Annotated in this window: 16 protein-coding genes and 1 other RNA gene; 8 read left to right on the forward strand and 9 right to left on the reverse strand. The window is 71.4% G+C overall.

Annotated elements, in window-relative coordinates:
• Positions 1–42 precede the first annotated feature (42 nt).
• From PV682_RS30455 to PV682_RS30475, 5 genes are read left to right on the forward strand one after another with little or no spacing between them, the layout of a single operon-like run.
• Entirely contained in the window at positions 43–1,335 is a 1,293-nt protein-coding gene (locus tag PV682_RS30455; protein ID WP_319734988.1) for an ABC transporter substrate-binding protein, read from the forward strand.
• Complete coding sequence (locus PV682_RS30460) at positions 1,332–2,231, forward strand: carbohydrate ABC transporter permease (protein ID WP_319734989.1); 900 nt, start codon at positions 1,332–1,334, stop codon at positions 2,229–2,231. Before PV682_RS30455 ends, PV682_RS30460 begins: the two co-directional genes overlap by 4 nt.
• Positions 2,232–2,284: 53 nt before the next feature.
• On the forward strand, positions 2,285–3,049 hold the full coding sequence (locus tag PV682_RS30465) for a carbohydrate ABC transporter permease (RefSeq protein WP_319735032.1): 765 nt from the start codon (positions 2,285–2,287) through the stop codon (positions 3,047–3,049).
• 48 nt (positions 3,050–3,097) lie between these two features.
• A complete protein-coding gene (gene yicI / locus PV682_RS30470; protein ID WP_319734990.1) occupies positions 3,098–5,350 on the forward strand; it encodes an alpha-xylosidase in 2,253 nt (750 codons plus the stop codon).
• A complete protein-coding gene (locus PV682_RS30475; RefSeq protein WP_193554994.1) occupies positions 5,350–6,351 on the forward strand; it encodes a LacI family DNA-binding transcriptional regulator in 1,002 nt (333 codons plus the stop codon). Before yicI ends, PV682_RS30475 begins: the two co-directional genes overlap by 1 nt.
• 53 nt (positions 6,352–6,404) lie before the next feature.
• Here the strand turns inward: PV682_RS30475 and ssrA are convergent.
• From ssrA to ftsE, 5 genes are all read right to left on the reverse strand, one after another.
• Positions 6,405–6,808, reverse strand: a transfer-messenger RNA (tmRNA) gene (gene ssrA, locus PV682_RS30480).
• Positions 6,809–6,912: 104 nt separating this feature from the next.
• Positions 6,913–7,455, reverse strand: coding sequence for an SsrA-binding protein SmpB (gene smpB / locus PV682_RS30485; RefSeq protein ID WP_319735033.1), 543 nt, complete (start codon positions 7,453–7,455; stop codon positions 6,913–6,915).
• Positions 7,456–7,517: 62 nt separating this feature from the next.
• Positions 7,518–8,672 (reverse strand): S41 family peptidase, encoded by a 1,155-nt coding sequence (locus tag PV682_RS30490; RefSeq protein WP_319734991.1) that lies wholly within the window; start codon positions 8,670–8,672, stop codon positions 7,518–7,520.
• Between the two features lie 67 nt (positions 8,673–8,739).
• Positions 8,740–9,657 (reverse strand): permease-like cell division protein FtsX, encoded by a 918-nt coding sequence (gene ftsX / locus PV682_RS30495; protein WP_055723622.1) that lies wholly within the window; start codon positions 9,655–9,657, stop codon positions 8,740–8,742.
• A 35-nt stretch (positions 9,658–9,692) separates the two neighbouring features.
• Positions 9,693–10,382 carry a cell division ATP-binding protein FtsE gene (ftsE, locus tag PV682_RS30500; RefSeq protein ID WP_055723621.1) on the reverse strand — a complete coding sequence of 230 codons (690 nt, stop codon included), beginning with the start codon at positions 10,380–10,382 and terminating at the stop codon, positions 9,693–9,695.
• Positions 10,383–10,629: 247 nt separating this feature from the next.
• On the opposite strand from ftsE, the gene PV682_RS30505 reads away from it, so the two are divergent.
• Positions 10,630–10,821, forward strand: a complete 192-nt coding sequence (locus PV682_RS30505) for a hypothetical protein (protein ID WP_319734992.1) — start codon at positions 10,630–10,632, stop codon at positions 10,819–10,821.
• 103 nt (positions 10,822–10,924) lie between these two features.
• Here PV682_RS30505 and PV682_RS30510 read toward each other — a convergent pair whose 3' ends face one another.
• The 4 genes from PV682_RS30510 to PV682_RS30525 all read right to left on the reverse strand — a co-directional run bounded on the left by PV682_RS30510 (position 10,925) and on the right by PV682_RS30525 (position 16,512).
• The gene (locus PV682_RS30510; RefSeq protein WP_319734993.1) at positions 10,925–11,866 is read right to left on the reverse strand and encodes a hypothetical protein; all 942 of its coding nucleotides are present in this window, start codon (positions 11,864–11,866) and stop codon (positions 10,925–10,927) included.
• Positions 11,867–12,172: 306 nt separating this feature from the next.
• Complete coding sequence (prfB, locus tag PV682_RS30515) at positions 12,173–13,279, reverse strand: peptide chain release factor 2 (protein WP_319734994.1); 1,107 nt, start codon at positions 13,277–13,279, stop codon at positions 12,173–12,175.
• A gap of 187 nt (positions 13,280–13,466) precedes the next feature.
• The gene (locus tag PV682_RS30520) at positions 13,467–14,696 is read right to left on the reverse strand and encodes a serine/threonine-protein kinase (protein WP_319734995.1); all 1,230 of its coding nucleotides are present in this window, start codon (positions 14,694–14,696) and stop codon (positions 13,467–13,469) included.
• A gap of 112 nt (positions 14,697–14,808) precedes the next feature.
• Positions 14,809–16,512 carry a serine/threonine-protein kinase gene (locus tag PV682_RS30525; RefSeq protein WP_319734996.1) on the reverse strand — a complete coding sequence of 568 codons (1,704 nt, stop codon included), beginning with the start codon at positions 16,510–16,512 and terminating at the stop codon, positions 14,809–14,811.
• Positions 16,513–16,935: 423 nt separating this feature from the next.
• Here PV682_RS30525 and PV682_RS30530 point away from each other — a divergent pair, with 423 nt between their 5' ends.
• Together PV682_RS30530 and PV682_RS30535 are read left to right on the forward strand one after the other, a co-directional pair.
• Entirely contained in the window at positions 16,936–20,823 is a 3,888-nt protein-coding gene (locus PV682_RS30530) for an FHA domain-containing protein (RefSeq protein ID WP_319735034.1), read from the forward strand.
• Positions 20,824–20,997: 174 nt separating this feature from the next.
• Positions 20,998–22,359 carry an ABC transporter substrate-binding protein gene (locus PV682_RS30535; protein ID WP_319734997.1) on the forward strand — a complete coding sequence of 454 codons (1,362 nt, stop codon included), beginning with the start codon at positions 20,998–21,000 and terminating at the stop codon, positions 22,357–22,359.
• The last annotated feature ends 19 nt before the right edge of the window (positions 22,360–22,378 follow it).

Genomic DNA, 22,378 nt, shown 5'->3' on the forward strand with positions numbered 1-22,378 from the left:
AGGCCAGCCCGAAGACCCATCCGACTCCCTTGGAGAACCTGGATGTTGACGGCACGACGGCGGACACTGACGACAGCGGCGGCACTGAGTACGGCCCTCCTCCTCGCATCCTGCGGAGGCTCGGGAGACGGGGGCTCCGACGCGAACACCCTGCGCCTGTGGCACTACGAGGCCCCCAACAGCGCGATGGGCGTGGCGTGGACGGAGGCGATCAAGGAGTTCGAGGCCCGGCACCCGGGCGTCAAGGTGAAGTTCGAGGAGAAGAGCTTCGAGCAGATCCAGAAGACGGCCCCGATGGTCCTCAACTCCTCGGACGCACCGGACCTGATGGAGTACAACAAGGGCAACGCGACGGCGGGCCTCCTGTCGAAACAGGGCCTGCTGACCGACCTCACACCGGAGGTGACGAAGCGGGGCTGGGACAAGCTGCTGGGCCCGGGCGTCCGCACGACCAGCCAGTACGACGCCAACGGCGTGATGGGCTCCGGCAGTTGGTACGGCATCCCCAACTACGCCGAGTACACGATGATCTACCTGAACAAGGACCTCTTCAGGAAGTACGCCGTCCAGGAGCCGACAACGTTGGCGCAACTCACGGCGGCCCTGCGGAAGTTCAAGGAGAAGGGCGTCACCCCGCTGGCCAGCTCGGGCGCGGAGTACCTCGCCCACCAGTACCTCTACCAGCTGGCCCTCTCCAAGGCGGACCGCTCCTGGGTCGACGCCTACGAGCTGTACAAGGGCAAGCCCGACTTCCACGACGCGGCCTGGACGTACGCCGCCGAGACGTTCGCGGAGTGGGTCGAGAAGGGCTACATCGCGAAGAGTTCGAGCGGCATGACGGCCGAGCAGGCGGGCGTCTCCTTCCTCCAGGGCAAGGCGCCGATCCTGTTCTCGGGAAGCTGGTGGTACGGCCGTTTCCAGTCGGAGGCGAAATTCGACTGGGGCACGACCCTGTGGCCGGAGTCGAAACTCACGCTCGGCTCGGGCGGGAACCTCTGGGTCGTGCCGAAGAGTGCGAAGAACAAGCAACTCGCCTACGACTTCATCGACATCACCCTGTCGAAGAAGATCCAGAACCTGCTCGGCAACAAGGGCGGCGTGCCCGTCGCGGCGGACGCGAACGCGATCACCGACCCCAAGTCGAAGCAACTCATCACGGATTTCAACGCGTTGACCGCCCGTGACGGCCTCGCCTTCTACCCCGACTGGCCGATCCCCGGCTTCTACGACGTCCTGGTCTCGGAGACCCAGAAGCTGATCACCGGCAGCGAGAAGCCCGAGGAGTACCTCGACGCGGTGAAGAAGGCGTACGACAAGGGTGTCCCGTCCTCATGACGGCTCCGCGCCGCTCGGCGCCGTACGCGCTCTTCCTGGTCCCCGGCGTCCTCGCGTTCCTCGCGGTCGTCATCGTGCCGTTCCTGATGAACACCGGTGTGAGCTTCACGAGTTGGCAGGGCGTCGGCACCCCGGAGTGGACCGGTCTCGCCAACTACCGGGAGCTGCTGGACGATTCGGCGTTCTGGGAGTCGTTCCGGCACAGCCTGTTCATGGTCGTGGCGATGGCGGCGCTGCCCACGGCCGTCGGACTCGTCCTGGCCGCCGCCCTGTTCGACTATGTCGGCAAGCACTTCGGCAGCAGGGTCACGACGGTTCTGCGGGCCTGCTTCTATCTGCCGCAGGTGCTGCCGATCGCGGTCGCCGGCATCGTGTGGAGCTGGATCCTCGCCCCGGACAACGGCTCGCTCAACGAACTCCTGGCGGCCATCGGCCTGTCGAGCTGGCGGCAGGACTGGCTGGGCGACCCGGACTTCGCCCTCTACAGCGTCATGGGAGTCATGGTCTGGGTCCAACTCGGCTTCCCGCTCGTGGTGTTCATGGCCGGACTCGAACGCGTCGACCCCCAGCTGCATGAGGCGGCCGAGCTGGACGGCGCGGGCTGGTGGCGCCGCTTCTGGCACATCACGCTGCCGCAGATCCGCCCCGAGATCTCCGTGGTGCTGACCTGGTGCACGATCGCCGCGCTCAAGGTGTTCGGCGCGGTGTACGTCCTGACGAAGGGCGGGCCCGGCGGGGCGACGGACGTGCCGTCGTACTTCTCGTTCACCACGTTCTTCGAGAAGACGCAGGTCGGGTACGGGGCGGCGATCTCGACGGTGCTGACGGTACTGATCCTCGCGCTGTCGCTGATCGCGCTGAGGCTCCAGAACAGGCAGGAGGAGGAGCCGAGTTGAAAGCACTGAAGCGTTATCCCGTCCTTCTCGCCCTCTGCCTCGCCGCCCTCTTCATGATCACCCCGTTCCTGATCGTCACCCTCAACGCCGTCAAGTCCCCTGCGGAGTACGCCCAGAACGGCCCGCTGAGCCTCCCGGACGGCCTCTACCTCGACGGCCTCAAGAGCTTCTGGACCCGCGTCGACTACACGCAGAAGCTCATCAACTCCGCGGTGATCAGCGGCTCGGTGGCGATCCTCGCGACCCTGCTGTCCCTCCTCAACGCGTACGCGATCGGCATCGGCCGCATCAAGGGCCGCCCCTGGATCCTCGCCTTCTTCGTCCTGGCGAACGTCGTCCCGCAGGAGGCCCTGGTCTACCCCGTGTACTACCTGAGCAAGCAACTCGGCCTGTACGACACGAGGTTGAGCGTCATCATCGTGTTCACGGTGATCCAGGCGGCGTTCGGCACGTACCTGCTGTCGGCCGTCCTCGGCAGGTTTCCGCGCGAGGTGGTCGAGGCGGCGCACGTGGACGGCGCGAACAAGTGGCAGGTGCTGTGGCGGATCGTCGTACCGATGAGCCGTCCCACCCTCGGTGTCCTGCTCGTCTTCTTCTTCGTGTGGACGTGGAACGAGTTCCTGCTGCCGCTGGTGATGCTGATCTCGAACGACAACCAGACGGTGTCGGTCGCGCTCGGCGTCCTCCAGGGCCAGCGCCTGATGGACGCCACGATGACCAACGCGGCTGCTCTGCTGGGCGTGTTGCCGGCGCTCGTCTTCTTCCTCGTCTTCCAGCGCACGCTCACCCGCGGAATCGCCGTGGGCGCCGTCAAGTAAGGAACGCCCGGCCGAGACAACCCATCCCGCCAAGTAAGGACCCTCCACGTGAAGTTCACCGATGGTTACTGGCTGCTGCGCGACGGCATCACCGCGGCGCACCCCGCCGAGGTGCTCGACGTCGCCGCGGCGGACGGCACGCTGGAGATCCACGCGCCGACCCAGCCCATCCGCCACCGCGGCGACCTGCTGAAGGGACCGGTCGTGACGATCAGCGCGCACACCCCGATGCCCGACGTCATCGGCGTCACCTTCGCCCACTTCCGGGGCGACCGCCCACCCTCACCCCGATTCGACCTGACCGCAGAGGAGTTCACCCCGCAGCTGTCCTACGAAGCGGACCACGCGACCCTCACCTCGGGCGAGCTGTCCCTGAAGGTCACCCGCACCGGACCCTGGCACCTCGACTTCCGCGCCCACGGCCGCTCGCTCACCTCCAGCGGCCCCAAGGGCATGGGCATCATGCGCGACACCCGCACCGACACCCACTACCTGCGCGAGCAACTCGCCCTGGGCGTAGGGGCGTCGGTGTACGGGCTCGGCGAACGGTTCGGCCCGGTCGTCAAGAACGGCCAGGTGGTGGACATCTGGAACGCCGACGGCGGCACGGCCACCGAACAGGCGTACAAGAACACGCCGTTCTACCTCACCGACGCCGGGTACGGCGTCTTCGTCGACCACCCGGGCAAGGTGTCCTTCGAGGTCGGCTCCGAGGCGGTCTCCCGGGTCCAGTTCAGCGTCGAGGCCCAGGAGTTGACGTACTACGTCATCTACGGCCCCACCCCGAAGGACATCCTGCGCAAGTACACGGCCCTCACCGGCCGGCCCGCGCTCCCGCCGGCCTGGTCGTTCGGTCTTTGGCTGTCGACGTCGTTCACCACCTCGTACGACGAGGAGACGGTCACCTCGTTCATCGAGGGCATGCGGGCGCGTGAACTCCCTTTGTCCGTCTTCCACTTCGACTGCTTCTGGATGCGCGAGCTGAACTGGTGCGACTTCGAGTGGGACCCGCGCGTCTTCCCCGACCCGGAGGGCATGCTGGCCCGGCTGAAGGCGAAGGGGCTGCGCGTCTGCGTGTGGATCAACCCCTACATCGCCCAGCGCTCCCCGCTGTTCGCGGAGGGCAAGGAGCTGGGGCACCTCCTGAAGCGGCCGGACGGCAGCGTCTGGCAGTGGGATCTGTGGCAACCCGGCATGGCCCTGGTCGACTTCACCGATCCGGCGGCCCGCGACTGGTACGCGTCGAAGCTGGAGAAGCTCCTCGCCCAGGGCGTCGACTGCTTCAAGACCGACTTCGGCGAGCGCGTCCCGACGGACGTGGCCTGGTCCGACGGCTCCGACCCGGAGCGCATGCACAACTACTACACGTACCTCTACAACCGCACCGTCTTCGACGTCCTGCGCAAGCACCGCGGCGAGGGCGAGGCGGTCGTCTTCGCCAGATCGGCCACAACCGGCAGCCAGAAGTACCCCGTTCACTGGGGCGGCGACTGCGAGTCGACGTACGAGGCGATGGCCGAGTCGCTGCGCGGCGGCCTGTCGCTGGGCCTGTCCGGGTTCGGCTACTGGAGCCACGACATCGGCGGCTTCGAGGGCACCCCGACCCCGGCCCTGTTCAAACGCTGGCTTGCCTTCGGCCTGTTGTCCTCGCACAGCCGCCTGCACGGCAGCTCCTCGTACCGCGTGCCGTGGCTCTTCGACGACGAATCCGTCGACGTCCTGCGGCTGTTCACGCGGCTGAAGCTGCGGCTCATGCCGTACCTGTACGAGGCGGCGCGCACCGCGCACGAGGAAGGGGTGCCGGTGATGCGCGCGATGGTCCTGGAGTTCCCGGACGACCCCGGGTGCGCGCATCTGGAGCGCCAGTACATGCTGGGCGGCGACCTGTTGGTGGCGCCGGTCTTCAACGACCAGGGGGACGTGCGGTATTACGTCCCCGAAGGCGACTGGACCGACTTCTTCACCGGCCGCGTCGTCACCGGTCCGCGCTGGGTGCGTGAGACGCACGGGTTCCTGAGCATCCCGCTGCTGGTGCGGCCCGGCGCGGTGATCCCGGTGGGCGCGCACGCCGACCGGCCCGACTATCCGTACGCCGACGGGGTCACCCTGCGGACGTACGGGCTGGAGCGGGGCGCACAGGTCACCGTGCGCGCGGGGGAGGTGAGCTTCACCGTCGTACGGGAAGGGAACACGCTGCGGGCGTCCGCCAGCGATCCGGCGGCGCCCTGGGCGCTCGCCGCCGGGGACCGGGTGGCGCGGGCGGAGGCCGGATGCGGCTTCCTGACGGTGGAGTTGGGCTGATGGTCAAGATCACCGATGTGGCGCGGCTCGCCGGGGTCTCCCCGAGCACCGTGTCGTACGCACTGAGCGGCAAGCGGCCGATCTCCGAGGAGACCCGGCGCCGGGTGCAGGACGCCGTCCGCGACCTCGGCTACCGGCCGCACGCCGGTGCCCGCGCGCTGGCCAGCAGCCGGTCCAAGGTGCTCGCCCTCGTCGTCCCCCTGCGCGCCGGCATGCACGTCCCCGTCGTCATGCAGTTCGTGGGGTCGGTGGTGACGGCCGCGCGGCGGTACGACCACGACGTGCTGCTCCTGACCCGGGAGGAGGGTGAGGAGGGGTTGCGGCGCGTCGCGGAGACGGCGCAGGTGGACGCGCTGATCCTGATGGACGTACAACTCCACGACCCGCGGCTGTCGTTGCTGCGTTCGCTGGAGCGGCCGACGGTGATGATCGGGTTTCCGCTCAGCCCGCAGGGGCTCACCTGTATCGACCTGGACTTCCGGGCGGCGGGCGAGGTGTGCGTCGAGCATCTCGCCCGGCTCGGGCACCGGGCCGTCGCGCTGGTGGGGTCGCCGCCGGAGGTGTACGTCCGGCAGACCGCGTTCGCGCAGCGCGTCGTCCAGGGGTTCACCGCAGCCGCCGACCGGGCCGGGCTCCAGTCCGCCGTGCACCCCTGCGAGGCGAGCCCCGCGGCGGCCCGCCGGGTCGCCGAGCAACTGCTGCGTGAGCAGCCGGCGCTGACCGGGGTCGTCGTCCACAACGAGGCGGTGCTCGAACCCCTCATCGGCGCGTTCCACCAGCTCGGGCTGAGCGTTCCCGGCGATCTCTCGGTCACCGCGATCTGCCCCGCCGACCTCGCCGAGCACCTCCAGGTCACCTCCGTCGCGCTGCCGTCCGGGCAGGTCGGCACGCGGGCCGTGGAACTGCTGATGGAGAAGCTCGCGGGAGAGCCGGTGTCGGAGACGACGCTGCTGCCCGCGGCGCTCACGCCGAGGGCGAGTACGGCGCCTCGGCACGCATAGGAAAAGCCGGAGGCCCCGGCGCTCGAAAGCGACGGGGCCTCTGGTCACATGGGATGTGGAGATGGCGGGAATCGAACCCGCGTCCAACGGTGCGGAATCAGGACTTCTCCGTGTGCAGTTCGCTGTGATTTTCTCGGCCCCGGCGATCACGCGAACAAGTCGCCGACGGGCCCAGTCACTGTTTGATTTCCCTCTTCACCCCGTGACCGGGATCAAGGTTTAGTTCCCTAGCTGATGCCAGGATCCGGGTCGGGAACAAGCCCGGGCTGACACTCCCTTAAGTAAGGGGCAGACGCCTCATTACCTGATCAGGCAACGAGGGCGAACTGCGTCGCCTTGGGAGAATCGCTCTTAACAGTGGCGATTATTTTTTTCGGCCTGTGGTTTACGAGATCATTGCCGCTTCCTCGACACGCTTCCCCTGCTTCGACAACCGCTGTCGAAACCGATCATCCCCATGTTGATTTTTCAAAACCCCCGAGGGGGTGCTCGCCGACCGGAGTCGGCGTTGATGCCATCGTACGTGACCAACGCGCACGGATGCCACCGTATTCCCGGTCGTCAGCCCGCCCGCTGACGCCGCTTCGCCGCCGCGATCGCCCGGTCGGTCTCGCGCCGGTCCTGCTTCTCGCGCAGGGTCTGCCGCTTGTCGTACTCCTTCTTGCCGCGCGCGAGCGCGATCTCGGCCTTCGCGCGGCCGTCCTTGAAGTACAGGGCGAGCGGCACGATCGTGTGGCCGGTCTCCTCCGCCTTGACCGCGAGCTTGTCGATCTCCTCGCGGTGCAGGAGCAGCTTGCGCTTGCGGCGCGCGGAGTGGTTGGTCCAGCTGCCCTGGTGGTACTCCGGGATGTGCGCGTTGTGCAGCCACGCCTCGCCCCGGTCGATCTGCACGAACCCGTCGGCCAGCGAGGTCCGCCCCTCGCGCAGCGACTTGACCTCGGTCCCCATGAGGACGAGGCCCGCCTCGTAGGTGTCGATGATCGCGTAGTCGTGCCGGGCCTTCTTGTTCTGCGCGACGATCTTCTTCTTCCCCCCCTTCTCGCCGTCCCGCGCCTTGCCGCCCCCGCCGCCCTGCTTGGGCTGGGACTCCTTCGGTACGTACATTCCCTTGCTCATAGTCCCGCCATTTTCGCACCAGCCACGCCCCGAAGGGAAAGCCGTTTCCGCTACGGCGTCCGCCCCGACCCGCTCAGCACCCGCTCCGCCCGCTCCAGAACCCCGGCCTCCACCTCCAGGTCCGGTGTGATCCCCACCCCGTCCACCGCGTGCCCGGACGGCGTGCGGTAGTGCCCCACCGTCAGCTCCGCGACCGACCCGTCCGGCAGCCTCGTCGGCATCTGGACCGAGCCCTTCCCGAACGTGCGGCTGCCGACGACGACCGCGCGCCCGCGGTCCTGGAGCGCCCCGGTCAGCAGCTCGGCCGCGCTCATCGTGCCGCCGTCGACCAGCGCGACCAGGGGTCTGGTGGTGTCGCCCCCCGCGTCCGCGTGCAGGGCGTGCTCGGTGCCGTCCGTGTCGTACGTCGCGACCAGGCCGCCGTCGAGGAAGACCGAGGCGACGCCGACCGCCTCGGTGACCAGCCCGCCCGAGTTCCCCCGCAGATCCAGCACCACGCCTCCCGGCACCTCCCGCACGGCGGCCCGTACCGCCTCGCCCACTCCCTTGGTGAACGCGGAGACTCGAACAAGAGTTCCCCCGCCGGCGATCTTCCGCACGGTCACCGGTTCGGTGGAGAGCGTCGCGCGCCGTACCGTCTCGTCCCACGCGCGCGCGCCGCGCGACAGGCCGAGCCTGACGGCCGTACCCGCGGGCGCGTCGGTCGCGTCGCCGCGCAGCAGGGACAGGACGTCGGTGACCGGCAGCCCGTCCACGGCACGCCCGTCGACGCTGGTGAGGCGGTCGCCCGCGCGGATGCCGGCGGCCTGCGCGGGTGAGCCCCCGCTGACCTTGCTGACGGCGATCGCGCCGTCGGACTCGCGGCGCGCCCACAGCCCGACGCCGGTGTACTCGCCGTCGAGGGACTGCTCGAACTCCTCGTACTCGCCCTGCGAGTAGACGGCAGCCCAGCGGTCCCCGCTGCGGCTCACCGCGCGCTCGGCGGCCTCCGTGGGGGACTTGCCCGCGGCCATCGCGTCGGCCGCCGCCCGCGCCACCTGCCGTCGCGCGTCGGGGACGACGGACCGGGCCGCCCCCGTCTCCTCGCTCCCCTGCGGCAGCGATCCCGTCGCGGCACCCGCCACCAGCACGCTCGCGAACACCAAGGTCAGGGCGGCCCCGCGGCCGAAGCGGCGGGGCTGCGAGAACAGGTCGGGGCCTGACATGGCCGTGAGTCTAGGGGAAGCGAAAGGGCCGTACGGGCAGTTGTCCGTACGGCCCTCTTGGCATGTGTCACACCTTCAGGTACTTGCGCAACGCGAAGAAGGCGGCAAGGGCGGGCATCAGCAGGCTCGCCGCGAGGATCAGCGGAAGCTTCGTCAGCAGGGCGTCCCAGCCGATGAAGTTGATGAGGGTGAGCTTCTGCGACAGGGCCATGCCGTGGTCGATCGTGAAGTACCGGCCGAGCGTCAGACCGACGCACGCGAGCACCCCGCCGATGAACCCGGCGACCGCCGCCTCCGCGATGAACGGCGCCTGGATGTAGAACCCGGAGGCGCCGACGAGCCGCATGATCCCCGTCTCACGCCGACGGCTGAACGCCGACACCCGTACCGTGTTGACGATCAACATCAACGCCACGACGAGCATCAACGCCATCACGCCGAGTGCCGCCCGGTTCAACAGGTTGAGCAGTTCGAAGAGGTTGTCCAGGATTCCCTTCTGGTCCTGTACGGACTGCACGCCGTCACGCCCGTTGAACGCGGTCGCGATGACCTGGTACTTCTCCGGGTCCTTCAGCTTGATCCGGTACGACTCCTGCATCTGGTCCGGCGTGAGGGACGCGGCCAGCGGCGAGTCCCCGAACTGCTCCTTGTAGTGCTTGTACGCCTCGTCCTGCGATTCGTACGTCACCGTCTGGACGACCGACATCTTCTCCAGGTCGGTCTTGATCTGCTGCTTCTGGTCCGCGGTCACCGCGCCCTTGGCGCAGTTGGGGTCGGACTCGGCGTCGCTCTTGTTGCAGAGGAAGATCGAGACGTTGACCTTGTCGTACCAGTAGCCCTTCATCGTGCTGACCTGGTCGCTCATCAGCAGCGAGCCGCCGAAGAGACCCAGCGAGAGGGCCACGGAGACGATGACCGCGAAGGTCATCGTCAGGTTGCGGCGGAGACCGACACCGATCTCCGAGAGGACGAACTGGGCGCGCATGGCGCTTCAAGCCTTTCCGTGGGACCTGGGGACGGTCAGTGCTGGTAGCCGTAGACGCCGCGGGCCTGGTCGCGGACGAGGCGGCCCTTCTCCAGCTCGATGACGCGCTTGCGCATCTGGTCGACGATGTTCTGGTCGTGCGTCGCCATGATGACCGTCGTACCCGTCCGGTTGATGCGGTCGAGCAGTTTCATGATGCCGACGGAGGTCTGCGGGTCGAGGTTGCCGGTCGGCTCGTCCGCGATCAGCAGCTTGGGGCGGTTGACGAACGCGCGCGCGATGGCGACGCGCTGCTGCTCACCGCCGGACAGCTCACCGGGACGCCGGTCCTCCTTGCCGCCGAGCCCGACCAGGTCGAGGACCTGGGGCACCGACTTGCGGATCTCGCCCTTCGACTTGCCGATGACCTCCTGCGCGAAGGCGACGTTCTCGGCGACCGTCTTGTTCGGCAGCAGCCGGAAGTCCTGGAAGACCGTCCCGAGCTGGCGGCGCATCTGCGGCACCTTCCAGTTGGACAGCCGGGCGAGGTCCTTGCCCAGGACGTGCACCTGGCCGTGGCTGCACCGCTCCTCGCGCAGGATCAGCCGCAGAAAGGTCGACTTCCCGGAGCCGGAGGAGCCGACGAGGAAGACGAACTCGCCCTTCTCCACCTCAAGGGACACCTCCCTGAGAGCGGGGTGGGTCTGCTTGGGGTAGACCTTGGAGACGTTGTCGAATCGGATCACGGTGCACCACGGGTCGCCGGGGGTAGATGAGCGTGACCATACGCGAACCGGGTGAGGCGGCGCAGGCGGCCGTCACTGTTGGGTGTGGCTTGTGTGTATTTGCGCGCGGGCGGGGAAGGGGCGCCCGCCCTCGTCCCGGGCGATCCGGCGCGGGTCGCGGGGGAACCTGGCACAGTAGAGGAGCGGGAACGTATCCGTCTCCCGGAGCGTTGTGGAGAGCAGAACCGGTGCGAAGGAGGGCGAGCGCATGACGTACGACCGGCTGGTGTGCGCTAACTGCGCGGCGCCCGTGAGCGAGGGCCGGTGCCCGGTGTGCCGGGCGAACCGTGAGCGGCTTCAGCAGGAGAACTGGCTGGGCTCGCTGAGCCCCGCGGCGCTGGTCGCCGCGCTCGTCGTCCTCGTCGCGGCGGTGGCCCTGCTGGCCCACCAGACCGCCTAGCGGGCCCGCGAGCGCGCGGAGAGGCCCGGAGCATCGGCTCCGGGCCTCTCTTCGTCAGCTACGGGACGTACGGCCGCCGGCTACGGGGCGTACGGCCGCCGGCTCAGGCAGCAGCGCCGCCACGGCCCTCGACGAGGCGCGGCAGGACGCGGAAGCCGACGCCGCCGACGATCATCGTCGCGGCGCCGATGACCAGGAACATGGTCTGGCCCGCACCGGTCTCGGCGAGCTCCTCGTTGCCGCCCTGTGCGGTGGCCTCGGAGGAACCTGTCGTGCCGGAGCCCGAGGTCGCCGAGGTGTCGGTCAGCGCGGAGCTGCCCTCTTCCTGGGTGGAGGGGCCGGTGGTACCGGAGGTGCCGGAGGTACCGGTGCCGCCGGAGGAGTCGGGGGTCGTACCGCCGGAGGTGGACCCGCTGGTGCCGGTCGAGCCGCTGGTGCCGGTCGAGCCCGAGCCACCCGTGGTGGTGGAACCACCGGTGGAGGACGAGCCACCGGTCGTCGTGGTGGAGCCACCGGTCGACGACGAGCCACCCGTGGAGGACGAACCGCCCGCCGTGGAGGGGTCGCCCGTGGTCGAGCCGCCCGTGGTGGTCGAGCCGCCCGACGTGGACGAACCACCGGTCGAGGACGAACCGCCGCTGGAGGACGTGCCGCCGATCGAGATCAGGCCACCGGCCGTGGAGGACGAGCCACCGGTCGACGAGGTGGAGCCGCCGGTCGTGGTCGAGCCGCCCGTGGACGTGGTCTCACCCGTGGTGCTGGACCCGCCCGTGGACGTCGTCTCACCGGTCGTGCTGGACCCGCCCGTCGAGGTGGTCTCGCCCGTGGTGCTGGAGCCACCCGTGGACGTCGTCTCACCCGTCGTACCGGACGACGTACCGCCGGTCGTCGGGTCCGGGCAGATCACGATCGTGCAGTCGTCGCCCGGCGGCGGCGGGTCGCCCGGGTCCGCGGAGGCGATGCCGGCCACCGTCAGGGACGCGCCGGCGGCCATGATGGAGCCGGCGGCTATACGCGCGATACGGACGCGCGTCTTCTTGGTCATATGGCTGCTACCCCCAGTAGCTGTTCGTCAGGGAGGGACAGCGTCGTCGAAGCGGTGATCGACGGGGGACGGCTGAGATGATCCACGCCCCCCGGTTCACATGCGCCTCGCAGACAACGCGTGCCAGATTGCACCCTCCCGATTTTTCCCAGCAGCGTCAAGGCCGTTGCGGGCGCAATGTCCAGCTGCGCACGCTATGCCGGGTGTCGGAATCTGTGAGTGTGACGTAAAACCCAGACACCAGGGCAGACAAAAGGCAATCGCCCCATTTCCAGGGGCGATTGCCTTGTCGACAAACCTACAGCTCTACTTCTCCTGCTGCTTGCGCCAGCGAATCCCGGCCTCCAGGAACCCGTCGATCTCGCCGTTGAACACGGCCTCGGGGTTGCCGACCTCGAACTCGGTCCGCAGGTCCTTGACCATCTGGTACGGGTGCAGGACGTACGAACGCATCTGGTTGCCCCAGGAGTTGCCGCCGTCCCCCTTGAGCGCGTCCATCTTCGCCTGCTCCTCCTGCCGGCGCCGTTCGAGGAGCTTCGCCTGGAGGACGTTCATCGCGGTCGCCTTGTTCTGGATCTGCGAGCGCTCGTTCTGGCAGGAGACGACGATGCCGGTGGGGATGTGGGTGAGCCGCACCGCGGAGTCCGTGGTGTTGACGCCCTGCCCGCCGGGGCCGGACGACCGGTAGACGTCGACCCGCAGCTCGGACTCGTCGATCTCGACGTGGTCGGTCTGCTCGACCACCGGCAGCACCTCGACACCCGCGAACGACGTCTGCCGCCGCCCCTGGTTGTCGAAGGGCGAGATCCGTACGAGCCGGTGGGTGCCCTGCTCGACGGAGAGCTGCCCGTACGCGTACGGCACGTGCACCGCGAACGTCGTCGACTTGATGCCGGCCTCTTCGGCGTACGACGTCTCGATCAGCTCGGTCTTGTAGCCCTTCTGCTCCGCCCACCGCAGGTACATCCGCTGGAGCTTCTCCGCGAAGTCGGCGGCGTCCACGCCACCGGCCTCCGCGCGGATGTTGACGAGCGCCTCGCGGGAGTCGTACTCGCCGCTGAGCAGCGTACGGACCTCCATCTCGTCCAGCGCCTTGCGGACGGCCGCGAGCTCGGACTCGGCCTCCGCGCGGGTGTCCGGGTCGTCCTCCTCGTCGGCCATCTCGAAGAGGACGGCGAGGTCGTCGATCCGACCGCGCAGCGTGTCCGCCTTCCTGACCTCGGCCTGGAGGTGGGACAGCTTGCTGGTGATCTTCTGCGCCTCGTCCGGGTTGTCCCACAGGGACGGCGCCGCCGCCTGCTCCTCGAGCACGGCGATGTCTGCCCTCAGTTTGTCGAGGTCCAGGACGGCCTCGATCGACTCCATGGTCGAGGAGAGGGACTTCAGCTCTTCGGATACATCGACGACTGCCACACCCCCAGCCTAACGGCAACGACTGACAGAGACTCCGCGCCCGCCTCACGAGGCCGGTTCGGGGCAGCGCTCCCGGGGGCGCGGGACCACATCCGCGCCGGGCCGTACCGGCGTGCGGCTGTCCGCGCGCGGGCGCGACCGGCCGCAGCCGGACCGCGCCCGCCGGCCGGACGACGGGCGGCACTCCCTACGGCGTCACGGAGGACGAGTTCCCGGAGTCCCGCGCGGGCGCCCCGCCGTCCGACGTCGCGAACCAGGCGCCCACGCCCACGGCCGCGGCGACGGCGACCCCGGTGACGCTGATGATCACCCTGCGCCTGCGCGTGGAGGCACGGTTGCGGGCCGAGCCGGGCCGGGGTGCACCGGAGGCGCGCGGGACGCGGGCGGTGCCGTGCGCGCCCCCCGCGAGCTCGTCGGCGGCCGGCACCCTCATCGACGTATGGGTGTCCCGGTTGGAGTCCGGCTTGGCGCCCGGCACGAGCGGCACCGCGCCGCGGCGTACGGCTCTGCCGGGGGCGGCGGGGTCGGGCTCGGGCTCGTCGGCGGTCTCGTCGGCCTCCGTCTCGGGTTCGTCGACGTCCAACGGCGGCATACCTGAGAGGGACGGCAGCAGCTCGCGCAGGCGCGCGGCGAGTTCGGACGCGCGCAGGCGCGAGGCGGGTGCCTTGGCGAGGCACTGGACGAGGAGCTGCCACAGCTCGTCGGGGATGCCCGGCAGGGGCGCGACGGACTCGGTGACGTGCCGCCGCAGGACGGCTCCGGGGTGGCCGCCGCCGAAGGGCGTGAACCCGGCGAGCAGTTCGTAGAGGACCGTCGCGAGGGCGTAGATGTCGACCGACGCGCGCGGGGGGAGCCCTTCGACTATCTCGGGGGCCAGGTAGTCGGGTGTTCCGATGATCTTCGTGGCCTTGGTGCGCTTCGGGGTGTCGATCAGCTTCGCGACGCCGAAGTCCGTCAGGAGCGCCTGGTGGGACCCGCCGGGCCCGAGGGGCCCCTGCATGTCCAGGAGGACGTTCTCGGGCTTCACGTCGCGGTGTACGACCCCTGCGGCGTGTGCGGCGGCGAGGCCCTCGGCGACGTCCGCGACGATCGCGACGGCGGCCTCGGGGGCGAGCCGCCGGTCGCGGTCCAGGCGCGTGCGCAGGTCCGTGCCCCGGACGAGGTCCATGACGAGCGCGAGGTCGTTGCCGTCGACCACCAGGTCCCGCACGGAGACCACGTTCGGGTGGGAGAGCCCGAGCAGCGCCGTGCGCTCCTGGACGAACCGCCCGACGAGTTCCTCGTCCGAGGAGAGGTCCTCGCGCAGGAGCTTGATCGCGACGGGCCCTTCGGGTCCCTCGCCGAGCCACACCGTGCCGGCGCTGCCCCGCCCCAGGATCTGGTGGGCGGTGTACCGGCTGCCGATCTTCCGTGCCAAGACTGCTCCTACCGACGCGTGTTGCGGCTAAACGTACGCGTCCGAAGAGCCGACCTTCACAGCGGAGGCGGAAATCACCCGCCGGATGTCGACAAATCCCCAAACTCGTCGATCAGTTGCCCGACAGGCTGTCGAACCATCCGGTGACCGTGGAGAACCAGTCGGTGAGCTGGTCCCAGTAGCCCTTGCCGCTCCCGATCCAGTCCTGGAGGGGCGAGAACTCCCAGATCAGCCAGCTCGCGACGAACAGGATGAGCATCGTGAACAGGCAGCCCTTGAGGCAGCCGAGCCCGGGGATGCGCATCGGGTTGGCGCTGCGCCGGCGCGGCTCGCGCTCGCGCGGCTCGGGGGCGGGCCGCTGGGGCTGACGCCGCTCCGGCGCGGGCGCGGGGGCGTACCGCTGCTGCTGGGGCGGCGGCTGCGGGGGCGCGTACTGCTGTTGCTGGGGCGGCTGTTGCTGGTAGCCGTACGCCTGCGCGGACGGGCCGCCCTGCTGGCGGCCCTGCGGGGGCTGCCGGTACGGCTGCTGGGGCTGCTGCTGCGGCTGCTGCTGGGGGTGCGCGACCTGCCGCTGGGGGCGGCGGCGCAGCGGGTCCTCGCCGGGGTCCAGGTACTGGACCTGCGTCTGCTCGTTGCGGTCGCGCGCGGCGCGCAGCTGGTTCTGCCAGGGGTGCGGCTCCTGCTGGCCGGGGCCCGGCTGGCCCTGCTGGCCCGGGGGGACCGGCGGGAGGACGGCCGTCGGGTCCGCCGCGCCCGCGTGCGGGAGGACGGCGGTGGGGTCGGCGGCGCCCGTGTGCGGGAGCACGCTGGTGGCCGCGTTGGGGTCGTACGCGCCCGCGGGTGCGCTGTGCGGCAGCACCTGGGTCGGGTCGGCGGAGCCGTCGGCGCCCGGGACGGACGCGGGGGCCGGGTCGGGCGTGAGGATGTGGCCGACGCCCTCGGCGGCGGCGATCTGCATCGAGTTCGCGTGCACGCCGGTGCCCTCGGCGACGATGCGCAGTGCGCGCGCGAGGGACTGCGCCCCGGGGCGTTCGGCGGGGTTCTTGCGCAGGCAGCGCTCGATGACCGTCCACAGGGGTTCCGGGACGGTGGAGGGGCGGCGCGGTTCGGCGCTCAGGTGCTGGTGCAGGACTTCGAGGGCGGAGCCCCCGGCGAACGGCGGACGGCCGGTGACCAGCTCGTACATCAGGATCCCGGCGCCGTAGATGTCCACCGCCGACGTCTGCGGGCGGCCCTCGGCGGACTCCGGCGCGACGTACGCGGGCGTACCGACGAACTCGCTGGTGCGGGTCAGGCCCGGGGAGTCGGCGAGGCGGGCGATGCCGAAGTCGGTCAGCAGGGGGTGCATCTGGCCGCCCTGCTGGCGCAGCAGGACGTTGGCGGGCTTCAGGTCGCGGTGGACCACGCCGTCCGCGTGGCTGGCCGCGAGCGCGTCGGCGATCTGCGCGGTCAGCAGGGCGGCGGCGACGGGGCTGAAGGGGCCGTTCTCGCGCAGGTAGCGGTGCAGGTCGGGGCCCTCGACGAGGTCCATGACCAGGGCCAGGAGGTCGCCCTCGACGACCAGGTCGCGGACCCGGACGATGTTCGGGTGGGTCAGGCGCAGCAGCACCGAGCGCTCGCGCAGGAACCGCATCACGACATCGGGGTCGCTCGCCAGCTCCTCCTTGAGGACCTTGATGGCGACGGTCTCACCGGGCTGTCCGGCCACAGCCGCCTCGGCGCCCGCGGCCTCCCGCTGGCGGGCACGCCAGACGGTGCCCGTGGCGCCGCGTCCGAGCGGCTCCTCAAGCAAGTACTTGCTGCCGACTGGCCGCACGTCACGCGCTCCCTGGTGATTGCCGATGTGCCTGCATATGTTCCGACCACTGTAGTGCTGCGACCCGGTGACGGGGCTGTCGTCCGGTCATGGGTACGGGCGTCCTCCCGCGCGCGTTCGAGGGCCTGTCAACATCCTGACGCCGAATGACCGGGTAAGACCGGGAAGTCCTCCGGCTTCACCGGAAAGACGCGTTCCGCGGTCCGATGGTTGCCGGGCCCGAAACGTGACGGATCTCAAGTGATCATCGACCGACCATCCGTCCGGCACTTTTACGGGCAGAGCCGACCAATCAAGATCACTCGGCGGTCGGGGGCGGGCACGTTGTCAGTGACAGGTGCGAGGATGCCCCCAGTACTGGCCGACGCGCCCGTGCGGGGCGGGGGAAGCCCGCGCCCGGGGCAGAAGGGACCGCTGACGGCGATGCAGATCCGGCTGACCGTCGTAGACCCGCAGGCCCCGGTCTCCGAGGCCCGGGGCCGGAGCGCGAGCAGCGACGTGCTGGTGACGGCCCCGGCGGGCACCGCCCTGGCCGCGGTCGCCTCCGCGCTGGCGTCGGCCGTGACCGGCGAGGCCCCCGGTAGCGGGGCGGTCGTCCTGTACGCGGGCGAGCAGCGGCTGGACGCGACGCGCACGACGCTCGGCGAACCGCCCCTCACCGACGGCGCCGTCCTCTCCCTGGCCGTCCCGGCCGCCCCCGAGGCGCACCCCGAGATCGACGACGCGCCCGCGCGCCTGCACGTGGTCGCGGGCCCCGACGCGGGCGGGGTGCACCTCCTGCACGGCGGGCAGATCCGCGTCGGCCGCTCCACCGATGCGGACGTCCCCCTCGACGACCCGGACGTCTCCCGCGTCCACTGCGCGGTCACCCTCTCCCCCGACGGCCGGGTCACCGTCACCGACCTCGGCTCCACCAACGGCACCACCCTCGACGGCACGCGCGTCACCGACCGCGCCGTCCACTTCCCGCCGGGCGCGCTCCTGCGCATCGGCGAGTCCGCCCTGCGGCTGGCTCCCCCCGGGGAGACGGCGTCCCGGGTGCCGACGACACCGGACGGCGAGGGGCACGTGCGGGTCGCGCACGCGCGCGTCGAGGGCGAGAGCGGGACGGGGCACGCGTACGGGGGTGTCGATCCGGCGTGGGGTTCCTCGCGCGCGGGCGCTGGGCGGCTGGTGCCGGGGCAGGGGGGTGCGCCTCAGGTCGAGAGCCGCGCGGGAGGCGAGGCCGGCGGGGGCACCGGATCCGGGGGGCGTGGCGGGGACGCCGGCCCTTCCGGCGCGGGGGGCCGTGGCGGGGCCGGAAGCCGTGCGGGTGCCGAGGGGCATTCCCGTGACGTCGGCCGTGCGGGCGCGGAGGCCCACGCCGGGTCTGGCGGCCGTTCCGGGGCGGAAGCCCGTGCCGGGGCCGACGGCCGTGCCCGGTTCGACGGGACGCTGCCCGCAGGGGCCCGCCCGGTCGCCAGGCGCTCCGCCGGCCATGCCGACCCCTATGCCCCCGCCGCCGGCGAGACCCACGGCGGTCGCTCGGGCTTCGGGTCCCCCACCGCGGACCAGCCCGAAGCCCCGCGCACCCGCGCGGGCGACGGTGTGCACGGCGCGCAGGAGGAGCCCTCTCAGGGCAGCCGCAAGCGCGGTGGCCTCTCCGCGTGGGCGCGGCGGCTGACCGGGAACCGGAACACGCCGGGGGCACCGGAGGGGTACGACGCCGAGGACCGTACGGCCGAGCGGGCGCCGTCGGTCGTCGCCCCGTCCGGCCCCGAGATCTGGCCCGACCCCGCCGCCCTGCTGCTGACGGCGCTGGGTCCCGGCCCGCGCCTGTGGGAGCGCGCCCCGGGGCACTCCGAGTTCCTGACGGTCCGCCTGGCGACCGCCGACCGTACGACGGCCGACGGCGCGGTCCTGCCCGCCGTCCCGGTCACCGCCGGTCTGCGCGAGGCGGGGGCGCTGGGGCTCGCCGGTCCCCGGCCCCGGCTGTCGGGGCTGGCGCGCGCGGTCCTCGCGCAGTTCGCCGCGCTGCACTCGCCGGACACCCTGGAGATCGTCCTCCTGACGACCGACCGTGCCCGCCCGGCGGCCGACCGCGCCGCCGAGTGGGCGTGGCTCGGCTGGCTGCCGCACGTGCGCCCGGCCCACTCGCAGGACTGCCGCCTCCTCCTGGCCCACGACCACGAGCAGGCGACGGCCCGCGTGCAGGAGTTGCTGCACCGGCTGGACGAACGCGACGCCTCGCGCGCGGGCGGGCGGTCCGGCGAGCACCCGCGCGCGGACGACCCGGCGCACGGCTCGTCCCCGAACAGCGCGTCCCGCGCGGGCGGTTCGCCGTCCGGCGGCGGCGCTGCGGCGGACGGCACCGACTCGACGTACCGTTCCGGCACACCCGCCGCCCCCGGCGTGTCGCTCCCGGCCCAGTCCCGTGGCTCGCACCACGCCCACGCGTCCGACGACGCCTCCGGGGCGACCGCCCGGTCCCGTCCCTCGTGGGCGCGGGAGGACCGCGCGCCGGTGTTCCCGGGCCCGTACACGGTGGTCGTCGTGGACGGCGACCCCGGCACGCCCGCGTTGCGTGAGGCGCTCGGGCGGCTGGTGCGGCGCGGGCCCGAGGTCGGGGTGCATGTGCTGGTGCTGTCGGAGACGGACCCGGGGTCGCTGACGCTGCCCGTGGCGGGGGCGTACGAGGCGGCGTGCGCGGTCGTGCCGCTGCTGCGGGAGTGCGGGGCGGTCGGGCTGCTCGGCGGGGACGTGGCGACGGTGCTGCGGCTCGTGCGGGTCGCGCCGGGCGGTGGTCCGGTGGGTGAGGGGACCGTGGGCGCGGTGGACGCCGTGTCCACCGCGTGGGCCGAGCGGTTCGCGCGGGCGCTGGCGCCGCTGCGGCCGGACGCGGCCCCGGGCGAGGGGCAGGCGCGCGTGGCGGTGCCCCTGCCGCAGTCCGCGCGCCTGCTCGACGAACTGGGCCTGGCACGGGCCACCCCGGCCTCGCTGATGGCCCGCTGGGCGGACGCGGCGGACGACGCCGACGCGGTCGGCGGGCGCGCGCTGGCCGTCCTCGGCGCGGGCGCGCGCGGGCCGGTCGCCGCCGATCTGGTCGCCGACGGCCCGCACCTGCTGATCGAAGGGCCGGACGGCAGCGGGCGTACGGAGCTGCTGCGGGCGATCGTCGCGTCGCTGGCGGCGGCCGAGCGCCCGGACCGGCTGAGCGTCGTCCTGATGGACGGCCGCGACAGCCTGGGCCGCTCCGGCGAGGGCCTGCGCGTGTGCACGGACCTCCCGCACGTGACGACGCACCTGACCGCCAACGACCCGGTGGTCATGCGGGAGTTCGCGCAGTCCCTGACGGCCGAGCTGAAGCGGCGCGCCGAGCTCCTGGGCCGTACGGACTTCACGGACTGGCACACCCACCGCACGCTGTCCGGGCACCTGGTGAACCAGCGCGCGTCCCTCCAGGCCCCCGCGCGCCAGGCAGCCGCGCCGGGCACCGCGGCCCAGCACGCGGCACCCGGTCACACGGCGTCCGGCCACACCGTCCCCGCGCAGGGCGTCCCGGCGCACACGGGCGCGGTCCAGGCCACCGCGAGCCAGAGCACCCCCGCGCCCCGAGGCGCCGGCGGCAGCCTCGCGTCCCAGACGGCCGCCCCGCCCCGGGGCACCGCGACGGACCCCGCCCTCCGGAGCCCGGCGAACTCCGCGCCCGCCCCCCACTCCCCCGGCGCCACCGACCTCGAAGCCCCGCCCAGCACCACCCTGCGCCTGCGCCCGAACGCGGCGAAGTCCCGGCGCGAGGCGGACGCCGCGCCCCCGCTGCCGCGCCTGATCGTCGTGGTCGACGACCTGGACGCGCTGATCTCGCCCGCCCTCGGCTCCCCCGGCCGCCCTTCGGCGGGGTCGGTCACGCGCGCGCTGGAGGCCGTCGCGCGGGAGGGCGCGCGGCTCGGCGTGCACCTGGTGGCGGCGGCCGGTCCCGGCGGCCGTACGGCGGAGTCGGAGTCCGCGCGCCGGGCGACGCTCAGGATCGTCCTGGAGGCGCCCGGGACGGCCGCTGACGGGCCGTCGGCGGGCCGGGGGCGGCTCGGCACGCCGGACGGCCGTACGGCGCCGTTCCAGGGCGGCAGGGTCACCGGCCGTATCCCGCGCACGGCGACGCTGCGGCCGACCGTCACGCCCCTGGAGTGGCACCGCATGGGCGACCCGCCGACCCGCCGGCCCGTCCGCGAGCTGGGCAACGGGCCGACGGACCTGGCGCTCCTCGCGAGCGCGCTGGAGCGGGCGGCGAAGGAGGTCTCGGCGGCGGAGGTGCCCTCCCTGCTGGCGACCTGAGAGCACCCTCCGTCATCACGACGCCGTCACAATCACCCGCTTGACACCGTTTGCGCTCTTGCCGACCCCATCCACCCGGCGTAGACCCGTAGGACCGAAGTCAGCAAGCCAACAAGTCAACACACCCACGGGACAACGCTCGACGTTCGACAGCGAACGAAGAACGGGGCAGTGATGCGCAGCAGAACCGTGAAGACAGCCGCCGCGACCTTTCTCGCGGGAGCCCTGACGCTCTCGCTCGCCTCCTGCGGCGGCAGCGACGACGAGCCGGGCGACGGCGCCAGCAGCAAGGGGACGGAGAGCGCGGGAAGCGGTCTCACCCTGCCGAAGCTGGACGGCACCACGCTGGAGGTCGCCGCCGTCTGGTCGGGCGGCGAGCAGGCGAACTTCAAGAAGGTGCTGGCGGAGTTCGAGAAGCGGACCGGGGCGAAGGTGACGTTCGTCCCGGCGCAGGACCCGATCATCAACTTCCTGGGATCGAAGATCGCGGGCGGCAAGCCGCCGGACATCGCGCTGCTGCCGCAGCCGGGCGCGATCAAACAGGCGGTCGACAAGGGCTGGGCCAAGCCGGTGACGGGCCTGGCGCTCAAGGAGGTCCAGAAGAACTACTCGCAAGGCTGGCAGGACATCGGGAAGGTCGACGGGCAGCAGTACGGCGTGTATTACAAAGCCGCCAACAAGTCGCTGGTCTGGTACAACGCGAAGGTCTTCGAGAACGCGGGCGCCACCGAGCCGAAGACGTGGACCGAGCTCCTCGCCACCGCGCAGACGGTGTACGACTCAGGAGTTACGCCATTCTCGGTACCCGGCGCGGACGGCTGGCCGCTCACCGACTGGTTCGAGAACGTCTACCTCTCGCAGGCGGGCCCGGAGAAGTACGACCAGCTCGCCAAGCACGAGATCAAGTGGACGGACCCGTCCGTGGCGAACGCGCTGAAAACGCTTGCACAAATCTGGGGGAAACAGGACTACCTGGCGGGCGGCGCGAGCGGCTCGCTGCAACTCCAGTTCCCCAACTCGGTGACGCAGACGTTCACCGGCGGCGACCAGCCGAAGTCGGCGATGGTCTACGAGGGCGACTTCGTGCAGGTCAACATCGGCCAGACGAAGGCGGAGATCGGTACGGACGCGAAGGTGTTCCCGTTCCCGAAGGTCGGCGACACGGTGCCGGTCGTGTCGGGCGGTGACGCGGCGGTGGTCTTCAAGGACTCGCCGGGCGCGCAGGCGCTCGCGGCGTGGCTCGCCTCGCCGGACGCGGCAACCATCCACGCGGGTCTTGGGGGTTACCTCTCGCCGAACAAGAGCGTGCCCTTCTCGGCGTACCCGAACGACGTGCAGCGGACCATCGCCGAGGCGCTCATCAAGGCGGGGGACGACTTCCGTTTCGACATGTCCGACCAGGCGCCGCAGGCGTTCGGCGGGACACCGGGGAAGGGCGAGTGGAAGGACCTCCAGGACTTCCTGATGAAACCCGCCGACGTGGCCGGGGCGCAGGCGAAGCTGGAAGCCAACGCCGCTGCCGCGTACGGGAACTGACGCGGTGTCGGCGCAGACC

Origin of the sequence: Streptomyces niveiscabiei, from assembly GCF_033794345.1 — a bacterium.
GTDB classification, from domain to species: domain Bacteria; phylum Actinomycetota; class Actinomycetes; order Streptomycetales; family Streptomycetaceae; genus Streptomyces; species Streptomyces niveiscabiei.